Below are 18,919 nucleotides of genomic sequence, written 5' to 3' on the forward strand. Positions count from 1 at the left end.
TCCCACATGCTGAGCGCTGGATTCCTGTGGGAGCAAGGCTTGCCCGCGATGAACAACACGCGTTCTTCAGGCCTTGTTATGCCGCTCAATGGCAAACCCGGCCCAGGTCTGGCTGACCGGCATCAGCTCCAGGCTGTTGATGTTGATATGCGCCGGGGTGTTGAGGACCCAGAAAATCGTCTCTGCGATGTCCTGCGGCTGGATCGGCTCGGCTCCGGCATAAGTCGCGTTGTACCGCTCCTGATCGCCGCCGAAGCGCACCAGGGAAAACTCGCTTTCACACAGGCCCGGCTCGATATTGCTCACCCGCACCCCGGTGCCCTGCAGGTCGCAGCGCAGGTTCAGCGAGAACTGTTTGACGAACGCCTTGCTCGCGCCATAGACATGGCTGCCCGGATACGGATAGTTACCGGCGATGGAACCCAGGTTGATGATTCCGGCACCACGGCCGTGGGCGATCAGGCGCGGCAACAGCAGGCGCGTGCTGTAGATCAATCCCTTGACGTTGGTGTCGACCATCGTGTCCCAATCATCGAGGTCGCACTTGGGCGCCGGATCCACGCCCAAGGCCAACCCGGCGTTATTGATCAAGCCCCGCAACGTCGTAAAGGACGGCGGAAGGTTGGCGATTGCATCCTCCATGGCCTTGCGGTCGCGCACATCCAATACCAGGCCATGGACTTCGGTCTGTTTCGACAACTCGGCACACAGGGCCTTGAGACGCTCTTCACGACGGCCTGTCAGCACCAGTTTCCAGCCGGCCTCGGCAAAACGACGGGCGCAGGCTTCACCAAATCCGGACGTCGCGCCGGTGATAAACAGGGTGTTGGACATCGTGTTCTCCTTGCTTGAGCCATTGAATGGAATCGGCCCATAGGATGCCCGGCCCGCTGGTAAGCGGCAACTGAACACCGTTCATGTGATCCCTGGAGAAAACTGATCATTAAACGAGCAAATCGCGCTTGGCCTTGCTGCACAAGGGCCGCAGCACTTTGCCCGCATCTTATCCACAGGCGGATCCACAGTAATCGGGGGCAAGTCAAAACCCTGCAGGCCGCTGTGCATAAGGCTTTGAGAGGTATTTGGAAAATATTTTCTCTTGACCGCACAAGTCAGGTTGTGCAGTTCCAGTTATCTGCTATAAGCCGTTGGCTGATAGAGAGATGGCTCCAAGCCAGCAACTACGGCCCTCCGAGCGGTCTTTCCAGAGTTTAATCACAGAGTTATCCACAGGCTTGCGCACAGAAATGGACAGCGATCCTCGAGCCTGAAAAAAAGTTGACAACAGTCACTTCAGCTTGGCTGAAAACACCTGATCAAAAAACAACCACCACGCTGTAAGCCACGGATTCAAAGGCTTCCAGCCAGCTACTCCCACGTTACCCACAGCCGGTTCCACAACAAACGGGGACAAGTCAAAACCGTGACAAAACAACTGTTTGCAGTGACTTTATGTCGCGGTTTCGCAGGGGGGTTGGGATTGTTGTCCACAATTGCCCGGCACCAAGAAAAACTCTGTGGGGGCGATGGTGTTCTGAAGAAGAAAAAACCGGCGATCACTCGCCGGTTTTTCATGACCGCATCGACCTCAATGACCGCCCAGGTACGCGTTGCGAACCTCCTCATTGGCGAGCAGCTCCTTGCCCGTCCCGGTCAGTCGGATTTCGCCGTTGACCATCACATAGGCCCGATCGGAGAGCCTGAGTGCATGGTTGGCGTTCTGTTCCACCAGGAAGATGGTCATGCCGGTGGCCGCCAGTTCACGCAGAGTCGCGAAGATCTGCTTGACCACGATTGGCGCCAACCCCAGGCTCGGCTCATCGAGCAGCAACAGCTTCGGCCGGCTCATCAACGCCCGAGCAATGGCGAGCATTTGCTGCTCTCCACCGGACATGGTCATTGCACGCTGGTTGCGCCGCTCCTTGAGCCGCGGGAACAGCTCGAACATGCGTTGCAGGTCTTCGCCGGCGTACTTGTCACCGATGGGGATGGTGCCCATCAGCAGGTTTTCCTCGACCGTCATGTCGGGGAATACCCGCCGCCCTTCCGGCGACTGGGCGATGCCGTTGGAAGCGATGTAGTGGGACGATTTGTGGGTGATGTCCACACCCTGGTAGATGATCTGCCCACCCGCCGCCCGCGGCTGGCCGAAGATCGACATCAGCAGGGTCGACTTGCCGGCGCCGTTGGAGCCGATCAGGCTCACGGTTTCGCCCGCCTCGATGTGCATCGAGACTTTCTTCAGGGCCTGGATCGGCCCGTAGAACACATCCAGTTCCTTGAGTTCGAGGATTGGCCCACTCATACCAGCTCCTCTTCATCGGCACCCAGGTAGGCCGCAATCACCTTCGGATCGTTGCGAATTGCCTCGGGACCGCCTTCGGCGATTACGTTGCCGTGGTCCAGCACCACGATGTGGTCGGAAATGCTCATTACCATGCCCATGTCATGTTCGATCAGCACCACGGTCAGATCGTGCTCGTCGCGCAGCAGCCGGATCATCGCGCTCAGCGCTTCGGTTTCCTGAGGGTTGAGGCCGGCGGCCGGTTCGTCGAGGCAGATGATCTGCGGACGGGTGCACATCGCCCGGGCGATTTCCAGGCGCCGCTGCTGGCCGTAGGAAAGCTCCCCGGCCAAACGGTTCGCGCAATCCACCAGGTCCACCACTTCCAGCCAGTAGAAGGCGTGGTCCAGGGCATCGCTTTCAGCCTTGCGGTAGCCCTTGGTGTTGAGGATGCCGGCCACCAGACTGCGATTGACCCACATGTGCTGGGCCACCAGCAGGTTTTCAACCACCGACATTTCCTTGAACAGACGAATGTTCTGGAACGTACGCGCCAGGCCGGCACGGTTCACCAGGTGAGTGCCGCCGAACATTTTGTAATACAGCCGACTGGCAAAGGATTTCGGCGACACGAAGTCCGTCGGGCGAAACGCTTCGCCCAACAGCTGGATCACGTTGGTCCGCTCGCCGCGCACGTTAAGCTCGATCTTGCCGCCTGTCGCCTTGTAGAAACCGGTCAGGCAGTTGAACACCGTGGTCTTGCCCGCACCGTTGGGGCCGATCAGGGCGAAGATGGAGTTGCGTTTGACTTGCAGACTGACGTCGCTGAGGGCCTTGATGCCCCCGAATTGCATCATCAGGTTTTCAACGTGGAGTACGACTTCACTCATGGCGCTGCCCTCCGTCATGCGCTATGGCACCTTTACGCGGCGCCACCCCGGCGCGACTGATCCGGATCAGGCCACGGGGGCGCCAGATCATCATCAACACCATCAGGAAGCCGAACAACAGCACTCGGTATTCGGAGAAGCTGCGTAACAATTCCGGTGTAATCGTGAGCACGAATGCCGCAATGACCACCCCCACCGTCGAGCCCATGCCGCCCAATACCACAATCGCCAGGATCAGCGCCGATTCGAAGAAGGTGAACGACGACGGGTTGACGAACCCCTGGTAACTGGCGAAGAACACACCGGCCAGGCCCGCAGTGGAAGCACCGATGGTGAACGCCGAGAGCTTGACCAACACATGGTTCAGGCCCATGGAGCGGCAGGCGATCTCATCTTCGCGCAGGGCCTCCCAGGCACGCCCGACCGGCATGCGGGTCAGGCGATGCTTGATGTAGAGCACCAGCAGCACGACGATAAACAGCACGATGTAGATGAACAGAAACTTGAAGTTGGGGTTGTAATCGATGCCGAAGAACTCATGGAAAGGCACCCCGCCATCCTTTGCCCTGCGACTGAACTCCAGTCCGAAAATCGTTGGCGACGGCACCGGCATGCCATTTGGTCCACCCGTGAACGACAGCCAGTTATTGAGCACCAGACGGATGATCTCGCCGAACCCCAGGGTCACGATGGCCAGGTAATCACCGTGCATTCGCAAGACCGGGAAGCCCAATATGCACCCGGCCATCGCCGCCGCAATGGCGGCCAACGGCAGCACCGTCCAGAACCCCAGCCCCAGGTATTGATAACCCAGCGCCAGGCCATAGGCACCGATGGCATAGAACGCCACGTAGCCCAGGTCCAGCAGCCCCGCCAGGCCGACCACAATGTTCAGGCCCAGGCCCAGCAGCACGTAGATCAACCCGAGGATGACCACGGTGAGCACGTATTTGTTGGCGAAGAACGGGAACACGATGGCGATCACGATCAACGCCGGGATGATCCAGCGCAGGCGCGACTTGTAGTCCGGTGGCAATACATGCACGCCAGAGCCGGTGCTTTCGAACCCCTGGAGTACCTTCAGGCCCTTGGGTGTTTGCAGGAACAGACTCAAGGCGAAACGCCCGATCATTACGATCGCCACCAGCCAGCCGACGCGGGCCGGTTGCAGATTGAAGCTGTAGCCGTCGAGCACCACGCCGACGATCGGCCCGAACACGATCAGCGAGATCAGGCCGGCCAGGATCGCGTCGATGACGCTTTGTTTGATATCAAGCGGTTTATTGGCAGCAGACATACTTATACCTTCGCCACGAGTGGGCGACCCAACAGGCCTTGGGGACGGAAAATCAGAATCAGCACCAGCAGCGAGAAACTGAACACGTCTTTGTAGTCGGAGTTGATCAGACCGGAGAACAGCGACTCGGAGATCCCGAGGATGATCCCGCCGAGCATCGCCCCAGGCAGGGAGCCGATGCCGCCGAGTACCGCCGCGGTGAACGCCTTGATGCCGATGATGAAGCCGGCATAGAAGTCGAACGTGCCGTAGTTCATGGTGATCAGCACACCGGCCAGGGCCGCCATGGCCGCACCGATGATGAACACGTAGGAAATCACCCGGTCAGTGTTGATCCCCAGGATGGAAGCCATCTTGCGGTCTTGCTGAGTAGCACGGCACATGCGTCCCAGCTTGGTGTACTTGATGATGTAGGTCAGCAAGGCCATCCCGGCGAATGCCGCGACCAGGATGAAGATCTTGGTGTAGGTCAACTGGACGAAGCCGGTGCCGATGTCGACCCGCATGGCGCCTTCGAGCAAAGTGGGCACGCCTTGTTGGCGAGCGCCCTGGCTGAGCTGTGCATAGTTCTGCAGGATCAGCGAGATGCCGATGGCACTGATCAGTGGCGCCAGGCGGGTGGAGTTGCGCAGGGGTTTGTAGGCGACGCGTTCGATGACCCAACCGTATACTCCGGTGACCACGACCGTGAACACCAGCGTGCCAAGGATCATAAGCGGGAAGGATTCGATACCGAAGTAAGCCAGCAGAGCCAGACTGATCGCCGCGAGGTACGCAGAGATCATGTAAACCTCACCGTGGGCGAAGTTGATCATGCCGATGATGCCGTAGACCATTGTGTAGCCGATGGCGATCAGACCATAGACCGACCCGAGGGTCAGGCCATTGATCAGTTGCTGCAGGAAAATACCATCCATAACGCAATCTCACGCATTTGAGAGATTGCACGCACACCGCCGCGACGGACCGGGGTTCAGCCGCCGACGCTGCACGATGTGCGCGCAGCTCTCGGAAGAAAGACAGACGGGCTCGTGGCAAGGAACCCGTGAAGGATGAACAGCGGCTCCGTGGCGTGGGCTCGCGCCTTCGCCACGGGCCATCATCCATTCAGATTACTTCTGTTTTTCCAGCTGATGGTATTTGCCGTCCTTGTCCCACTGATAAACCACGTAGTCGGAGACTTTCAGGTCACCCTTGGCGTCCCACTCCTTCTTACCCATCACGGTCTGGACCGGATTGGCCTTGAGCCACTTGGCTGCGTCTTCGCCCTTGTTGGACTTGGCACCGATGAAACCGGCGGCCAGGGCCTGAACCGAAGCGTAGGCATACAGGGTGTAGCCTTCCGGCTCCGTTCCCTTGGCGCGGAAAGCGTCCACCACGGCCTTGCTGTCAGGCAGCAGGCGCGGGTCCGCGCCAAAGGTCATGTACACGCCATCGACGTATTGCGCGCCACCGGCGGTTGTAACCAGTTCGTCGGTCACGATGCCGTCGTCGGACATGAATTTCACGTCCTTGAGGCCTTGCTCACGCAACTGGCGGACCAGCGGACCGGCCTCTGGATGCAGGCCACCGAAGTAGACCACGTCGGCGCCAGCCGCACGGATCTTGGTGACCACGGCGCTGAAGTCTTTTTCGCCACGGGTCAGGCCTTCGTACAGCACAGGCTTCACACCGCGTTTTTCCAGTTGTGCCTTGGTCGCGTCCGCCAGGCCCTGGCCGTAGGTGTCCTTGTCGTGCAGTACCACGACTTTCTTGCCCTTGATCACATCGACGATGTAGTCGCCGGCCACGATGCCTTGCTGGTCGTCACGACCGCACATGCGGAACATGGCGCTCAGGCCACGCTCGGTAACCTGCGGGTTGGTGGAACCGGGGGTGATGGCGATGATGCCGGCTTCGTCGTATACCTCAGAGGCCGGAATGGTGTTCGAGGAACAGAAGTGACCCACCACGCCGGCCACTTTGTCCTGGTCGACGAAACGGTTGGCCACGGCCACGGCCTGTTTCGGTTCACAGGCGTCGTCACCTGCCACCAGCACGATCTTCTCGCCGTTCACGCCACCCTTGGCGTTGATCTCGTCCGCCGCTGCCTGTGCCCCCTTCATGTACTGCTCGCCAAATGCCGCGTTGGCGCCAGTCATGGGACCCGCTACACCGAACTTGATGTCGGCTTGAGCAAACGCAGAAACACCCATCGCAGTAGCGACTGCGAGGGCCAGAAAGCCTTTCTTGTAAAACGTCTGGGACATGAGGTGGTGCTCCAAGGTTTTTTTTAGTTGGCACTGCGACTTCACTGAAAAGCTCAGAGCAAGGGCCGTGCCATCGGTTTTTTATTCTGAAAAAAGTCGCTGTTTTATTGTTATCTCGACTGTTTTGAGCCCTTTTTCATAGGGCGTGCAACCGTCTAAACCGCACGAGGTGCAACCATTGATAAAAATGAGCGCAACCCTCCTTGAGCCATCATTGCAACCATTCACTAAAACGACGACGTGCAACCAGCCTGTAACAACCTGCGTCACCGAACTGCACACTGTCGGTGCGCGATTGCTACAACCCGCACCATAACAGGCTAGACGCTACGCCGGAAAACGCCGGCCCCGGCAACAATTTTCAACACTCAAATGACGATCCGCAGGCACTGGCCCGCGTGATACAGCGAGAACCCCGCCTCATACAGGCAACTGCGCAGCCCCGCCCCCGTCACGGGCTGCATGGGAGCAAACGGAATCGGCAGCGACTTCGCGTCACCATGGCACAGATAATCGGCGAAGGCCTTGCCAACCACCGTGCCGGTGGTCACGCCCCGTCCGTTGTAACCGGTCACGGCCACCAACCCCGGAGCCGGTTCGAACAGGCGCATCAGATGGTCGGGGGTGAACGCGATGCAACCGGTCCAGGTGCATTCCCACTCCACCGCCTTGAGATAAGGGAAGTAATGCTGCTGGACCCGGTCGGCCCACGCCTTGAGGAACCAGGTGGGCTTGCGGTTGCCATTGCCCAGGCTGCCCAGCAACAAGCGCCCGTCCTTGTCCCGGCGAATGCTGCTCAGGACCTGACGGGTATCCCACGACCCCTGGCCGCCCGGCAGGATGCGGCGCGCCGCCTCGTCGGTCAGCGGGACGGAAGCGACCTGATAGTAATAGCCAGGAAAGAAATTGCGCCGCAGCTCGGTCCAATCGCCCTCGGTATAGGCATTGGAGGCGATCACCACCTGCTCGGCCAACACCGAGCCCTGGGCGGTCTGCACCGACCAGCGCTGGCCCTGGCGTTCCAATCGCGTAACCGGCGAATGGTCGAACAGTTGCCCCCCCAGGTCTTTGGCCGCCTTGGCCAACCCGCTGGCATAGGCCATCGGGTTGAGCGTGCCGGCACGGCGATCGAGCAACGCCGCAGCAATTTTCGTCGTGCCGGTGGCCTCGACACAGGCCTGACCGGTGAGCAATTCCACGGGGGCGCCACGGCGTTTCCACTGCTCTTCACGACTGCGCAAGTCCGTCTCGCCCCGGGCATTGTGGGCCATGTGCAAGGTGCCTTCACGGCGCAACTGGCAATCGATTCTGTATTTGTCGATGAGGCTGAACACCAGCGCCGGCGCGGCCCCCAACATACGGTTGAGTTGGCTGCCCACCGCTTCGCCGAATCCGGCTTCTATATCGTCCGGCGGGATCCACAGGCCAGCGTTCACCAGCCCGACGTTGCGCCCCGAGCCGCCATGCCCGGCCCGATGGGCCTCCAGCACCGCGACGCGCTTACCCTGCTCCAACAAATGCACCGCCGCCGACAGCCCCGTAAAACCCGCACCGATCACACAGACATCGACGGTGATTTCACCGGTGAGCGACCCATTCTCGGGTCGTTGCGGCGTCAGTGCTTCCCACAGACATTCTTCGCGTAACGGCATTGCCAGACTCCAGACAGAAACCTAACAAACACAGAGGTCAATGTGGGAGCGAGCCTGCTCGCGATGGCGGTAGATCAGCCACACAAATCTTGCATGGCAAGCCGCCATCGCGAGCAGGCTCGCTCTCCCAGGGATTTTCGTTGACGGACTTCAGTCGAAGGTAATCCCCTGCGCCAACGGCAACTCCAGCGAATAGTTCACGGTGTTGGTCTGGCGGCGCATGTAGGCACGCCAGGCGTCGGAGCCGGATTCGCGACCGCCGCCGGTTTCTTTCTCGCCGCCAAACGCGCCACCGATTTCCGCGCCGCTCGGGCCGATGTTGACGTTGGCGATGCCGCAGTCGCTGCCCACGGCCGACATGAACTGCTCGGCTTCACGCACGTCAGTGGTGAAAATGCAGGACGACAGGCCCTGTGGCACCGAGTTGTTCAGGTGCAACGCCTCGGCGAAATCCTTGTAGCCGATCACATACAGGATCGGCGCAAAAGTTTCGTGGCGGACCACGTCGCTCTGCTCGGGCATCTCGACGATAGCGGGCGACACGTAATAGGCATTCGGGAACGTGTCTTCAAGTTGGCGCTGGCCGCCAAACACCCGACCGCCTTCGCTCAGGGCTTGTTCCAGGGCGTCCTGCATGTTGTCGAAGCTTTGCTTGTCGATCAGCGGCCCGACCAGGTTGCCTTCCAATGGATGGCCAATGCGCACCTTCGAATAAGCGGCCTTGAGACGGGTGACGATTTCTTCTTTCACCGACTCATGGGCAATCAGGCGACGCAGGGTGGTGCAGCGTTGGCCAGCGGTGCCGACGGCGCTGAACAGGATGGCACGTACGGCCATGTCCAGATCGGCGCTCGGAGCAAGAATCATGGCATTGTTACCGCCCAGCTCCAGGATGCTGCGCGCGAAGCGTGCCGCGACCTTCGGCGCGACTTCGCGCCCCATGCGAGTGCTGCCGGTGGCGCTGATCAACGCCACGCGCGGATCGTCCACCAACGCCTCGCCGGCATCGCGGCCGCCGATGATCACCTGGCTCAAGTACGGCGGCGCGTCGCTGAAGTTCTTCAGCACGCGCTCGAACAACGCCTGGCAGGCCAGGGCGGTGAGCGGCGTCTTCTCCGACGGTTTCCAGATCACCGCGTTGCCACAGACCAGCGCCAGCGTGGTGTTCCAGGCCCACACCGCCACCGGGAAGTTGAAGGCGCTGATGACGCCGACCACGCCCAGCGGATGCCAGGTTTCGCGCATATGATGGCCCGGACGCTCGGAAGCGATAGTCAAGCCGTACAACTGGCGGGACAGGCCGACGGCGAAGTCGCAGATGTCGATCATTTCCTGTACTTCGCCCAGACCTTCCTGGGTGATCTTGCCGGCCTCCCAGGACACCAGTTCACCAAGATCGGCTTTGTATTCGCGCAGCAGGTCGCCAAACTGACGCACCAGCTCACCGCGACGCGGGGCCGGCACCTTGCGCCACAGGTCGAAGGCATGCTGGGCGCGGCTGACCTGTTGCTCGACTTCAGCGGCACCTTCCCAGTTCACGGCGCCGATGCGACCGCCATCGATGGGCGAATGCACCGCCTGCGTGCCGTTCTGGTACAGGGCCGGGGCGACGCCCAAACGATCAAGCAATGCAGCAACCATGGTTAATTCCTCAAGCAAAAGAAAAAGGATTGGCAGCCGAACCTGCACGGCTGATCAGACCTGTAGTTTTAGCTGGCCCGAGACTTGCCAACAAACGACCTTTAAGCGAGATATCATTCCGTTTATTCATGCTGCCCGTCATGCGGCACGCCGAGCGACAGGAAACAAGGCCTCATCATGCTCAACAAACGCTATTTGCCGTCGATCACGGCGTTGCAGTGCTTCGAAGCAGTGACTCGTCACCTGAGCTTCACCCGCGCAGCCGAGGAACTGCACTTGACCCAGAGCGCGGTCAGCAAGCAAGTCGCACAGCTTGAAGAGCTCTTGCAGCATCTGCTGTTTCGCCGCGTGCGTCGACGCCTGCAACTGACGCCGGCCGGGAATTTGTACTTGGGGGAGGTTCGAAAGATCCTCTCGCAGGTGGAAATGTCTACCCATTACCTGCGCTCTTACGGCGGCGATACCGAAGTCCTGCGAGTCTCGACGCCCCCAACCTTCGGAGCACGCTGGCTGGTCCCACGCCTGAAGGGCTGGCGCCTGCGGCATCCGACGATTCACCTGGATCTGTGCAGCGAGCAGGAAGCCGATGACTTGCAACAAGGCCGTAGCGACCTGGCGTTCTACTTCGGCCAGGGCTCACGCCCCGGTACCGAATCGCTGAAGCTGTTCGGCGAACAACTGGTACCGGTCTGCGCGCCAGGAAGCCTGCCAGACAAGCCTTTCACCGAACCGACACAACTGACGGACCTGGTGCTGCTGCAAAACGCCTCGCGCCCCCAGGCCTGGCATGACTGGTTCGACGACCAGGGTTATCACACCGAACACAGTTATCACGGACCGCGTTTCGAAACCTTCTACATGTGCATTCGTGCCGCGCAGGTCGGCTGCGGTGTCGCCCTGCTGCCGCGTTTCCTGGTGGAAGAAGAATTGGCTGACGGCAAGCTGGTCATCCCGTGGCAACATGCGATGCCCAGCACCAACGCCTACTACCTGGCGTACCCCGAACACTCGGCGGAAGTGCCTAAGGTAAAACTCTTCGTGGAGTGGATGCTGGAGCAGATCGGCAATCCGGATCTGGCGCATTAACCTCATCCAGTACAACCCTCGCCACAGAAGATGTCTGTGACGATAAATCACTGGCAATATCCATCCCGGTTATGCGCCACTAGGCACTTCATCCATAACCGTTGTCCGCCCGCTGCCGATTGCGGCGACCTGTCTGGAGACCCCACCATGAGCGAGAGTGTGTTTGCCGATCGCATCGTGCAGAACCTGCTCGACACCGACTTCTACAAGCTGACGATGATGCAGGCGGTGCTGCACAACTACCCCAACGTCGAAGTCGAATGGGAATTTCGTTGCCGCAACAGCGAAGACCTGCGCCCGTACCTGGCGGAGATCCGTTTCCAGATCGAACGGCTCGCCGAGCTGAACCTGAGCGCCGACCAGTTGGGTTTCCTGGAGCGCATCACCTTCCTCAAGCCAGACTTCCTGCGTTTTCTCGGGCTGTTCCGCTTCAACCTGCGCTACGTGCACACCGGCATCGAAAACAACGAGCTGTTCATCCGCCTGCGTGGGCCGTGGCTGCACGTCATCCTGTTCGAAGTGCCGCTGCTGTCCATCGTCAGCGAGGTGCGCAATCGCTACCGCTACCGTGAAGTCGTCCTGGAGCAAGCGCGGGAACAGTTGTACCGCAAGTTCGACTGGCTGACCGCCAACGCCAGCGCCGACGAGTTGTCCGAACTGCAGGTCGCCGACTTCGGCACCCGTCGCCGGTTCTCCTACCGTACCCAGGAAGAAGTGGTGAACGTGCTCAAGCACGATTTCCCCGGGCGCTTCGTCGGCACCAGCAACGTGCACCTGTCCCGTGAGCTGGACATGAAGCCCTTGGGCACCATGGCCCATGAATGGATCATGGCCCATCAGCAACTGGGCCCACGGCTGATCGACAGCCAGATCGCTGCTCTCGATTGCTGGGTACGCGAGTACCGTGGCCTGTTAGGCATCGCGTTGACCGACTGCATCACCATGGACGCCTTCCTCGGCGACTTCGATCTGTTCTTCGCCAAGTTGTTCGACGGCCTGCGGCATGACTCGGGCGACCCGGTGATCTGGGCCGAGAAAGCCATTGCCCACTACCACAAGCTGGGTATCGATCCGATGAGCAAAACCCTGGTGTTCTCCGACAGTCTGACGCTGCCCAAATGCCTGGAGATATTTCGGGCATTGCGTGGTCGCATCAATGTGAGCTTCGGTATCGGCACCAATCTGACCTGTGATATTCCAGGCGTTGAGCCCATGAGTATCGTGCTTAAAATGATCAGCTGTGACGGGCAACCCGTGGCCAAGATTTCAGACGAGCCCGGCAAGACCCACTGCAAGGATCCGAATTTCGTCGCCTACATGCGACATGTTTTCCAAGTACCTGCCGCCCTTTCTGACAGATCAAGCAAGGAGTGAATTCATGCAAGCCGTACAGCGTGAGATTGCTGAACAGCTCAAGGTTCAGCCACCGTTCGCCGATGACGCGGCCCTCAAGGCCGAGGTCGCTCGCCGGGTAGCCTTCATTCAGGATTGCCTCGTCAACTCCGGGCTCAAGAGTCTGGTGCTGGGGATCAGTGGCGGCGTCGACTCGTTGACCGCCGGCCTGCTGGCCCAGCGTGCCGTACGCGAACTGCGGGAGAAAACCGGCAACGCGGCCTATAAGTTCATCGCCGTGCGCCTGCCGTACGAAACCCAGTTCGATGAGCATGAAGCGCAGGCCTGCGTGGACTTCATCGAGCCGGACGAGCGCCATACCGTCAACATCGGGCCGGCAGTCAAGGCCCTGGCCAAGGAAATCCTGGCCTTCGAAGGCAAGGGACCGGGCTCGCGGGACTTCGTACTGGGCAATACCAAAGCGCGGATGCGCATGGTTGCGCAATACACTATCGCCGGCGCCGAACAAGGCCTGGTGATCGGCACCGACCATGCGGCCGAAGCCGTGATGGGTTTCTTCACCAAGTTCGGCGACGGCGCCTGTGACCTGGCGCCGTTGAGCGGCCTGGTGAAAAACCAGGTCCGGGCGATTGCCCGTGACTTCGGTGCGCCGGAGTCGCTGGTGGAAAAGGTCCCTACCGCCGACCTCGAAGACCTGTCTCCGGGCAAGCCCGACGAGGCCGCCCACGGAGTGACCTACGGCGAGATCGATGCCTTCCTGCATGGTAAGACGATACGGGAGGAAGCGGCCAGGATCATTTGCGAAACCTATCGCAAGACCGAGCACAAGCGGGTGTTGCCGTACGCGCCGTAACGGGCGACGTCCTTTCCTGTGGGAGCGAGCCTGCTCGCTCCCACATTGGATGGGTGCCGACTTCAGAAATTGCGCAAAAAAAAAAGCGCCCTGCTCGGGCGCTTTCTTGTATCTGGAGCACTCACTTCAGCGTAACGGTGCCTTTCATCATGGAGATGTGGCCAGGGAACGAGCAGAAGAAACCGTATGTTTCATCTGCCTTGAGTTTCGAAACGTCGAAGGTTACGGAATCCGTTTCCCCGCCGCCAATGAGCTTGGTGTGGGCGATGACGCGGGCATCATCGGCCTTCAGGTAGTTTCCATCGACACCCGCGCTCATACCATCGGAGGCAATCAGCGGCATGTCAGTCGCTTTGCTCAGCACCCAGTTATGACCCATGACGTTCTTTGGCAATTTGCCGGTGTGCTTCAATTCAACCGTGAACGTCTTGCAACTCTTGTCGATCACAATGTCCTTGGCGCTGAAGGACATTTGGTCAGTCGAGTCGATGGTGGTCTTGCACTCCGCTGCCATCAGTTGGCTGCTGGCCAGTGTCAACAGGGATACTGCTACAAGTTTGGCGAACATCATGAATCTCCAAGGCATGGTTAACAAAATTCCTTCAAGGGGGAAGACTGCCTGAATTTCAGACAAGTTCCTATGACCTGAATCAAAAACTGTATACAACTTAAGGCTATCAGCCTAATGGATACAATCAACCGGCCATACGTACTGCACCGCTCTATGATCGGCCTCATCACCTTAGAGGAGCGATCACCATGAACTTCAACAGCCTGATTTGCAGCCTGCTCGCCGCGTACGCCTGTGGCGCCAGTGGCACCTATGAAAAACCCCGTCGCGAGATCTAAGCCTTCGCAATTTTCTATACAGACTTTACTCTGGAGCGGTTATCGATCCTGGAGTAAAGCATGTCCTTAGCGTCTGTTTGTGTATTTTGCGGCGCCAGCACCGGCGCCAACCCGGCTTATCGCGAAGCGGCCCAAGCCCTGGGCCGGGCCTTGGCGGAGCGAAAGCTGACCCTGGTCTATGGCGGCGGTGCCGTGGGCCTGATGGGCATTGTCGCCGATGCCGCCCTGGCGGCCGGCGGTGAAGTCATCGGTATCATCCCGCAAAGCCTGAAGGATAAAGAGATCGGCCACAGTGGCCTGACACGCCTGGAAGTGGTCGATGGTATGCACGCTCGCAAGGCCCGCATGGCTGAACTCAGCGACGCCTTCATCGCGCTGCCCGGCGGCCTCGGCACACTGGAAGAATTATTCGAAGTCTGGACCTGGGGCCAACTCGGCTATCACGGTAAACCGTTGGGGTTGCTGGAGGTGAACGGCTTCTACAGCAAACTCACCGGATTTCTCGATCACATCGTCGAGGAAGGCTTCGTCCGCGCAGCTCATCGCGACATGCTGCAAGTCAGCGAATCGCCACGGGACCTGCTCGACGCGCTGGATGAATGGCAGCCGTCGGTACCACCCAAATGGGTCGAACAAAAAACCGACTGAAAAGCCGGGGGCCGACACCGGCCCTCACCCCCCCAACGCTTTGGCAACCGACTGGCGATAGCCTTCCGGCAGATTGGCCGGTAACCGGCCCGGCTCGAAGAGTCCGATCTCTTTGTGCTCATGGCTGATCGTCGGCACGAAACCGCCCAGCAACTGGCAGCGGTAAGTGGAAATGAAGACGTGCTTGCCGGGAATGACTTCGAACAGATAGGAGTCCAGCGGCTCCCCCACGCTGACCTCGACCGCCAACTCCTCGACGATTTCCCGCGCCAGGCATTGCGGCGCCGTCTCGCCCACTTCAATTCGCCCGCCGGGCAGCTCCCACTCATCGCGCTCATTGAGCATGAGCACGATCAGGCCTTCGGGGGACTGCAGCACGCCTTTGATGGAAACCGGAAACATGGGGCTTTCCTCCCTATTCAATACATACGCTGTGGGAGCGGGCTTGCTCGTGAAGGCGGTGAGTCAGCTACATCATCATTGACTGACAGTGCGCTTTCGCGAGCAAGCCCGCTCCCACAAAGCGTTTCTCTTACGATTCAACTGGCATCACCGTCACCCGCACCTCGGGATCATGGCTACCGCCCCCCAGAATCACACCGCGCAACGGCGATACATCGGAAAAATCCCGGCCCCAGGCCAGGGTGATATGCTCCAAAGCCGGCTGCACGTTGTTGGTCGGGTCGAAGTCCACCCAGCCCAATACCGGGCAAAACACCGAGATCCAGGCGTGGGACGCATCGGCGCCAATCAGCCGTGGCTGGCCGGGAGGTGGCTGGGTCAGCAGGTAGCCGCTGACGTAACGCGCCGCCAGCCCACGGGACCGCACACACGCCAGCATGAGGTGGGCAAAGTCCTGGCAAACGCCTCGCCGCCGCTCCAGCACCTCCACCAATGGGGTCGCCACTTGGGTCGCTTCGGCATCAAAGGTGAACTCGTCGAAGATCTTTTCCATCAGTGCCCGAACGCAAGCCATCAGCGGGCGTCCCGGCGGGAAGCAGCTTTCGGAGAAATCGACGAAGCTGCGCTTGAGATGCACATAAGGCGACTCGAAACGGTAGCGACAGGCCTCCAGCACTGCGGCTGACAGCGGTCGGCTGCTGTAGGTCAGCGCGCTACAGGTCGCTTCCCAGGCCGGCGACAGGCGGAAATCCGGTTCGGGGCGGGCCAGCACCTCGACGCTCAAGCGTGCGTTGACCAGCAACTCGTCGTGGGGCCGTTCGAACGCCAGGCGAGTCAGCGGATTGCCGAAGACATCCCGTTCGTCGCGCCGGGTCGTCGGCTCCGGACTGATCGTCAGCTGCTGCTCGGTGCAACGCTGCCAGTCACAGGTACGCGGCCACAGATGGGCCAGTTGCTGGGCCAGGGACACCGGGCTGTCGTAGTGGTAATGGGTGTCATGGAAGATCTGGTAACGAGCGTTCATCAGACGGACACCGTGCGCTGGCTGACATCGTCGACATGGGCAAAATGGCGCAAGGCCAGGCGATCCGACACCTGGCCGCTGACATCGGCGATCTCCTGCAACAGGTCGGCCAAACCATCGAGCGCAGCGCGCAGGCTGGCTTCGCCGAACAGCGGATCTTCGAGGCAGCGCAGGTCGAAGCGCGACAGGCGCATCACCAGCTCCGGCAACGCGGTGTCCCGGGGGGCGCCGAAGTCATCGTTCAGACGCTTGAGTGTTCGGGCCACCAGTTTTAACTGGAAGAGCACCGCGTGGGGGTTCTGCTCATCCAGCAGCAAGAGGTCGAGCACCGGGATCAACTGGGCCACCGCCAGATAACGGGAGCGATACGTGATGCTGCTGTTGCCCAATTCCAGCAACCATTCCAGCCCCGCCTGATCGAACACGGCCTCGCCCCGCAGGAACGCCGACAGGCTGCTGCTGAGAAACTGCAGACGCTCCAGGCGCCGCCCGATCATCAGGAAGCGCCAGCCCTCATCGCGGGTCATGTCGTCGAGGGCGAAGCCGGACAACGCCGCCAAGGACATCACCAAGCGGTTGAGAAAATCCATCAGCTCGCCGAAGTCCGGCTCTCCGGTTTCCAGCTCCAAGGCTTCGCGCTGCAATTCCACCAGCGCCTGCCAGTTCTCCCGGGACAGCTTGCCGCGTACCTGCGACGCCGCCCATTGCAAGCGTTGAAGGTTGGAACGCAGGCTGAACGACCAATCCTCCCCCAGCAACGCCGCCAGCAACCGCTCAGGCAATTCGCCTTCTTCGGGCAGCAGCATCAGGCTCTCCCCCAGGGATACCGCCGACTGCAGGGCTTGCGGATCATCGCCATCGACATAACGCGCCAGCATGATCCGCAACAGCCGCGCACTGCCGTCGCAGCGTTCGCAATAACGACCGAACCAGAACAGGTTTTCCACCACCCGGGACGGCAGGTAGGGATCGCGCCGGACCAGATCGTGTACGCCCACGGTTCGCTGGGCTTTCCATTGCTCGCCACCGGGCGCCTGCTCCCCCAGTACCCAGGTGTCCTTGCTGGCGCCGCCGCGTTGCATCGACACCACTTCGGCGTCGGCCTTGGCGGCCACGCGGGTCAGGCCACCCGACAACACCCGATACTCATCCTTTGCGGACACCGCATACACCCGCATGCCAATGGCCCGTGGCTGGATCTGGCCATCTTCAGCCTGCCACACCGGTGCCTGGGACAACTGCGCCAGTTCCTGGGCGACATAGGCGTAGGGCCGTGCCTGCATGCGCGCGGCCAATTGCGCGCGCTGCGCCTCGGTCAGGTCACGCCCCAGTACCGGCTTGAAACTCTGGGAAGGAAACGCCGGCTTGAGCAACAGTTGAGGCAGTTTTTCCAAGGCCTGGGCCAGGACCGGTGGTTCACCGCACCACCAGGTGGCAATGGACGGCAGCAGCAATTGCTCGCCAAACAGGAACTGGTTGATCTTCGGCAGGAACCCCAACAGGCCCGGCGACTCCAGCACGCCGCTGCCCAAGGCATTGGCCACCAGCACCCGGCCCTGGCGCACCGCCTCCAGCAATCCCGGCACCCCAAGGGCCGAGTCGGTGCGCAACTCCAGGGGATCGCAAAAATCATCGTCGAGCCGACGCATGATGGCATGGACCCGACGCAGCCCGCTGAGGGTCTTGAGGTACACCGTGGCGTCCCGAACCGTCAGGTCACCGCCTTCCACCAGCGGGTAACCGAGCTGGCGCGCCAGGTACAGATGCTCGAAATAACTTTCGTTGAACCGCCCCGGCGTCAGCAGCACCACCAGCGGCGGCTCGCCATCGCTGGGCGCCTGGCGCGCCAGGGTTTCCTGCAATGTACGGAAGAAACCGGACAGGTGCCGCACGTTCAGGTCGCGATACAGGTCGGGGAAGGCCCGGGAGACGATCATGCGGTTTTCCAATGCATAACCGGCTCCGGAAGGTGCCTGGGTGCGGTCCGCCGTTACCCACCAGCGACCGTCGGGCGTGCGCGCCAGGTCCACCGCGTACAGATGCAGGAAGGTCCCGTCCGGCGGTGTGATGCCCTCGCAGGGCCAGAGAAAATTGTTGTGCCCGAATACCAGTTCCGCCGGCAACAGCCCTTCACTGATCAGCCGCTGTGGCCCATACAGGTCGGCCAACACCGCGTTGAGCAAGCGCGCGCGCTGGGCGATGCCCGCCGACAGATGCTTCCATTCTTGCGCGTCGATCACATGGGGCAGCAGGTCCAGCTCCCATGGCCTATCGGCCCCCTTCGGGTCCGCATAGACGTTATAGGTGACGCCGTTTTCCTGGATTTGCCGCGCCAGTAATGCCTGGCGCTGGGCCAATTGGGTCGGGGTACTGCGCTGCAACTGATCCAACAGTCGCCGCCAGTGGGGACGGACCGCACCGCTGTCGTCCAACAGTTCGTGGTAGGTGCCCGTGGTCAGCGGGTAACGGTCAAGCAGGTCAGGCATGGAAAGCTCGGCAGACGGCAATGAAAGATCAGACTAGCGCAAGCAGATGACGGCCGGATAGATGTGTTTTGTGTCGGGTCTGGCAGCCATTTTCTGTCTGGAACTATCGTGGCGAGGGAGCTTGCTCCCGCTGGGCTGCGAAGCGGCCCTTTTGTTGTGAGCGCTACGCACTCAGCGGGAGCAAGCTCCCTCGCCACTGGATGTA

Annotated in this window: 16 protein-coding genes; 4 read left to right on the forward strand and 12 right to left on the reverse strand. The window is 60.6% G+C overall.

Annotated features, from left to right (window positions below):
• Nucleotides 1–66: 66 nt before the first annotated feature.
• The 8 genes from AD666_RS19785 to AD666_RS19820 form a co-directional block, all read right to left on the reverse strand.
• The gene (locus AD666_RS19785) at nt 67–834 is read right to left on the reverse strand and encodes an SDR family oxidoreductase (protein ID WP_053155593.1); all 768 of its coding nucleotides are present in this window, start codon (nt 832–834) and stop codon (nt 67–69) included.
• 754 nt (nt 835–1,588) lie between these two features.
• Nucleotides 1,589–2,305 carry an ABC transporter ATP-binding protein gene (locus tag AD666_RS19790; RefSeq protein ID WP_053155595.1) on the reverse strand — a complete coding sequence of 239 codons (717 nt, stop codon included), beginning with the start codon at nt 2,303–2,305 and terminating at the stop codon, nt 1,589–1,591.
• A complete protein-coding gene (locus tag AD666_RS19795) occupies nt 2,302–3,174 on the reverse strand; it encodes an ATP-binding cassette domain-containing protein (protein WP_053155689.1) in 873 nt (290 codons plus the stop codon). The genes AD666_RS19790 and AD666_RS19795 overlap by 4 nt, the downstream gene beginning before the upstream one ends.
• On the reverse strand, nt 3,167–4,471 hold the full coding sequence (gene livM / locus AD666_RS19800; RefSeq protein ID WP_053155597.1) for a high-affinity branched-chain amino acid ABC transporter permease LivM: 1,305 nt from the start codon (nt 4,469–4,471) through the stop codon (nt 3,167–3,169). The genes AD666_RS19795 and livM overlap by 8 nt, the downstream gene beginning before the upstream one ends.
• 2 nt (nt 4,472–4,473) lie before the next feature.
• On the reverse strand, nt 4,474–5,388 hold the full coding sequence (locus AD666_RS19805) for a branched-chain amino acid ABC transporter permease (protein ID WP_053155599.1): 915 nt from the start codon (nt 5,386–5,388) through the stop codon (nt 4,474–4,476).
• 195 nt (nt 5,389–5,583) lie between these two features.
• Nucleotides 5,584–6,720 carry an ABC transporter substrate-binding protein gene (locus tag AD666_RS19810; RefSeq protein ID WP_053155601.1) on the reverse strand — a complete coding sequence of 379 codons (1,137 nt, stop codon included), beginning with the start codon at nt 6,718–6,720 and terminating at the stop codon, nt 5,584–5,586.
• Nucleotides 6,721–7,088: 368 nt separating this feature from the next.
• The gene (locus AD666_RS19815; protein WP_053155602.1) at nt 7,089–8,372 is read right to left on the reverse strand and encodes an FAD-binding oxidoreductase; all 1,284 of its coding nucleotides are present in this window, start codon (nt 8,370–8,372) and stop codon (nt 7,089–7,091) included.
• Between the two features lie 150 nt (nt 8,373–8,522).
• The gene (locus AD666_RS19820; RefSeq protein WP_053155604.1) at nt 8,523–10,013 is read right to left on the reverse strand and encodes an aldehyde dehydrogenase family protein; all 1,491 of its coding nucleotides are present in this window, start codon (nt 10,011–10,013) and stop codon (nt 8,523–8,525) included.
• Nucleotides 10,014–10,190: 177 nt separating this feature from the next.
• On the opposite strand from AD666_RS19820, the gene AD666_RS19825 reads away from it, so the two are divergent.
• The 3 genes from AD666_RS19825 to nadE all read left to right on the forward strand — a co-directional run bounded on the left by AD666_RS19825 (nt 10,191) and on the right by nadE (nt 13,305).
• Nucleotides 10,191–11,099, forward strand: coding sequence for a LysR family transcriptional regulator (locus AD666_RS19825; protein ID WP_053155607.1), 909 nt, complete (start codon nt 10,191–10,193; stop codon nt 11,097–11,099).
• A gap of 147 nt (nt 11,100–11,246) precedes the next feature.
• Nucleotides 11,247–12,473, forward strand: coding sequence for a nicotinate phosphoribosyltransferase (gene pncB / locus AD666_RS19830; RefSeq protein ID WP_053155609.1), 1,227 nt, complete (start codon nt 11,247–11,249; stop codon nt 12,471–12,473).
• Nucleotides 12,474–12,477: 4 nt separating this feature from the next.
• A complete protein-coding gene (gene nadE / locus AD666_RS19835) occupies nt 12,478–13,305 on the forward strand; it encodes an ammonia-dependent NAD(+) synthetase (RefSeq protein WP_053155610.1) in 828 nt (275 codons plus the stop codon).
• 121 nt (nt 13,306–13,426) lie between these two features.
• Here the strand turns inward: nadE and azu are convergent, their stop codons facing one another.
• On the reverse strand, nt 13,427–13,873 hold the full coding sequence (gene azu / locus AD666_RS19840) for an azurin (RefSeq protein WP_053155691.1): 447 nt from the start codon (nt 13,871–13,873) through the stop codon (nt 13,427–13,429).
• A 341-nt stretch (nt 13,874–14,214) separates the two neighbouring features.
• Between azu and AD666_RS19845 the strand changes: the two genes are divergently transcribed.
• The gene (locus AD666_RS19845; RefSeq protein ID WP_053155612.1) at nt 14,215–14,802 is read left to right on the forward strand and encodes a TIGR00730 family Rossman fold protein; all 588 of its coding nucleotides are present in this window, start codon (nt 14,215–14,217) and stop codon (nt 14,800–14,802) included.
• A gap of 24 nt (nt 14,803–14,826) precedes the next feature.
• Here the strand turns inward: AD666_RS19845 and AD666_RS19850 are convergent, their stop codons facing one another.
• From AD666_RS19850 to AD666_RS19860, 3 genes are all read right to left on the reverse strand, one after another.
• Entirely contained in the window at nt 14,827–15,204 is a 378-nt protein-coding gene (locus AD666_RS19850; protein WP_053155614.1) for an NUDIX domain-containing protein, read from the reverse strand.
• Between the two features lie 130 nt (nt 15,205–15,334).
• Complete coding sequence (locus tag AD666_RS19855) at nt 15,335–16,228, reverse strand: transglutaminase family protein (RefSeq protein ID WP_053155616.1); 894 nt, start codon at nt 16,226–16,228, stop codon at nt 15,335–15,337.
• Entirely contained in the window at nt 16,228–18,714 is a 2,487-nt protein-coding gene (locus AD666_RS19860) for a circularly permuted type 2 ATP-grasp protein (protein ID WP_053155618.1), read from the reverse strand. The genes AD666_RS19855 and AD666_RS19860 overlap by 1 nt, the downstream gene beginning before the upstream one ends.
• Nucleotides 18,715–18,919: the final 205 nt, after the last annotated feature.

The organism is Pseudomonas sp. Pf153 (assembly GCF_001269775.1).
GTDB classification, from domain to species: domain Bacteria; phylum Pseudomonadota; class Gammaproteobacteria; order Pseudomonadales; family Pseudomonadaceae; genus Aquipseudomonas; species Aquipseudomonas uvaldensis.

Excerpts from the sequence above, each read along its gene's own strand:
- AD666_RS19785 (WP_053155593.1), bottom strand. The coding sequence starts at position 834 with ATGTCCAACACCCTGTTTATCACCGGCGCGACGTCCGGATTTGGTGAA.
- AD666_RS19790 (WP_053155595.1), bottom strand. The coding sequence starts at position 2,305 with ATGAGTGGGCCAATCCTCGAACTCAAGGAACTGGATGTGTTCTACGGG.
- AD666_RS19795 (WP_053155689.1), bottom strand. The coding sequence starts at position 3,174 with ATGAGTGAAGTCGTACTCCACGTTGAAAACCTGATGATGCAATTCGGG.
- livM (WP_053155597.1), bottom strand. The coding sequence starts at position 4,471 with ATGTCTGCTGCCAATAAACCGCTTGATATCAAACAAAGCGTCATCGAC.
- AD666_RS19805 (WP_053155599.1), bottom strand. The coding sequence starts at position 5,388 with ATGGATGGTATTTTCCTGCAGCAACTGATCAATGGCCTGACCCTCGGG.
- AD666_RS19810 (WP_053155601.1), bottom strand. The coding sequence starts at position 6,720 with ATGTCCCAGACGTTTTACAAGAAAGGCTTTCTGGCCCTCGCAGTCGCT.
- AD666_RS19815 (WP_053155602.1), bottom strand. The coding sequence starts at position 8,372 with ATGCCGTTACGCGAAGAATGTCTGTGGGAAGCACTGACGCCGCAACGA.
- AD666_RS19820 (WP_053155604.1), bottom strand. The coding sequence starts at position 10,013 with ATGGTTGCTGCATTGCTTGATCGTTTGGGCGTCGCCCCGGCCCTGTAC.
- AD666_RS19825 (WP_053155607.1), top strand. The coding sequence starts at position 10,191 with ATGCTCAACAAACGCTATTTGCCGTCGATCACGGCGTTGCAGTGCTTC.
- pncB (WP_053155609.1), top strand. The coding sequence starts at position 11,247 with ATGAGCGAGAGTGTGTTTGCCGATCGCATCGTGCAGAACCTGCTCGAC.
- nadE (WP_053155610.1), top strand. The coding sequence starts at position 12,478 with ATGCAAGCCGTACAGCGTGAGATTGCTGAACAGCTCAAGGTTCAGCCA.
- azu (WP_053155691.1), bottom strand. The coding sequence starts at position 13,873 with ATGTTCGCCAAACTTGTAGCAGTATCCCTGTTGACACTGGCCAGCAGC.
- AD666_RS19845 (WP_053155612.1), top strand. The coding sequence starts at position 14,215 with ATGTCCTTAGCGTCTGTTTGTGTATTTTGCGGCGCCAGCACCGGCGCC.
- AD666_RS19850 (WP_053155614.1), bottom strand. The coding sequence starts at position 15,204 with ATGTTTCCGGTTTCCATCAAAGGCGTGCTGCAGTCCCCCGAAGGCCTG.
- AD666_RS19855 (WP_053155616.1), bottom strand. The coding sequence starts at position 16,228 with ATGAACGCTCGTTACCAGATCTTCCATGACACCCATTACCACTACGAC.
- AD666_RS19860 (WP_053155618.1), bottom strand. The coding sequence starts at position 18,714 with ATGCCTGACCTGCTTGACCGTTACCCGCTGACCACGGGCACCTACCAC.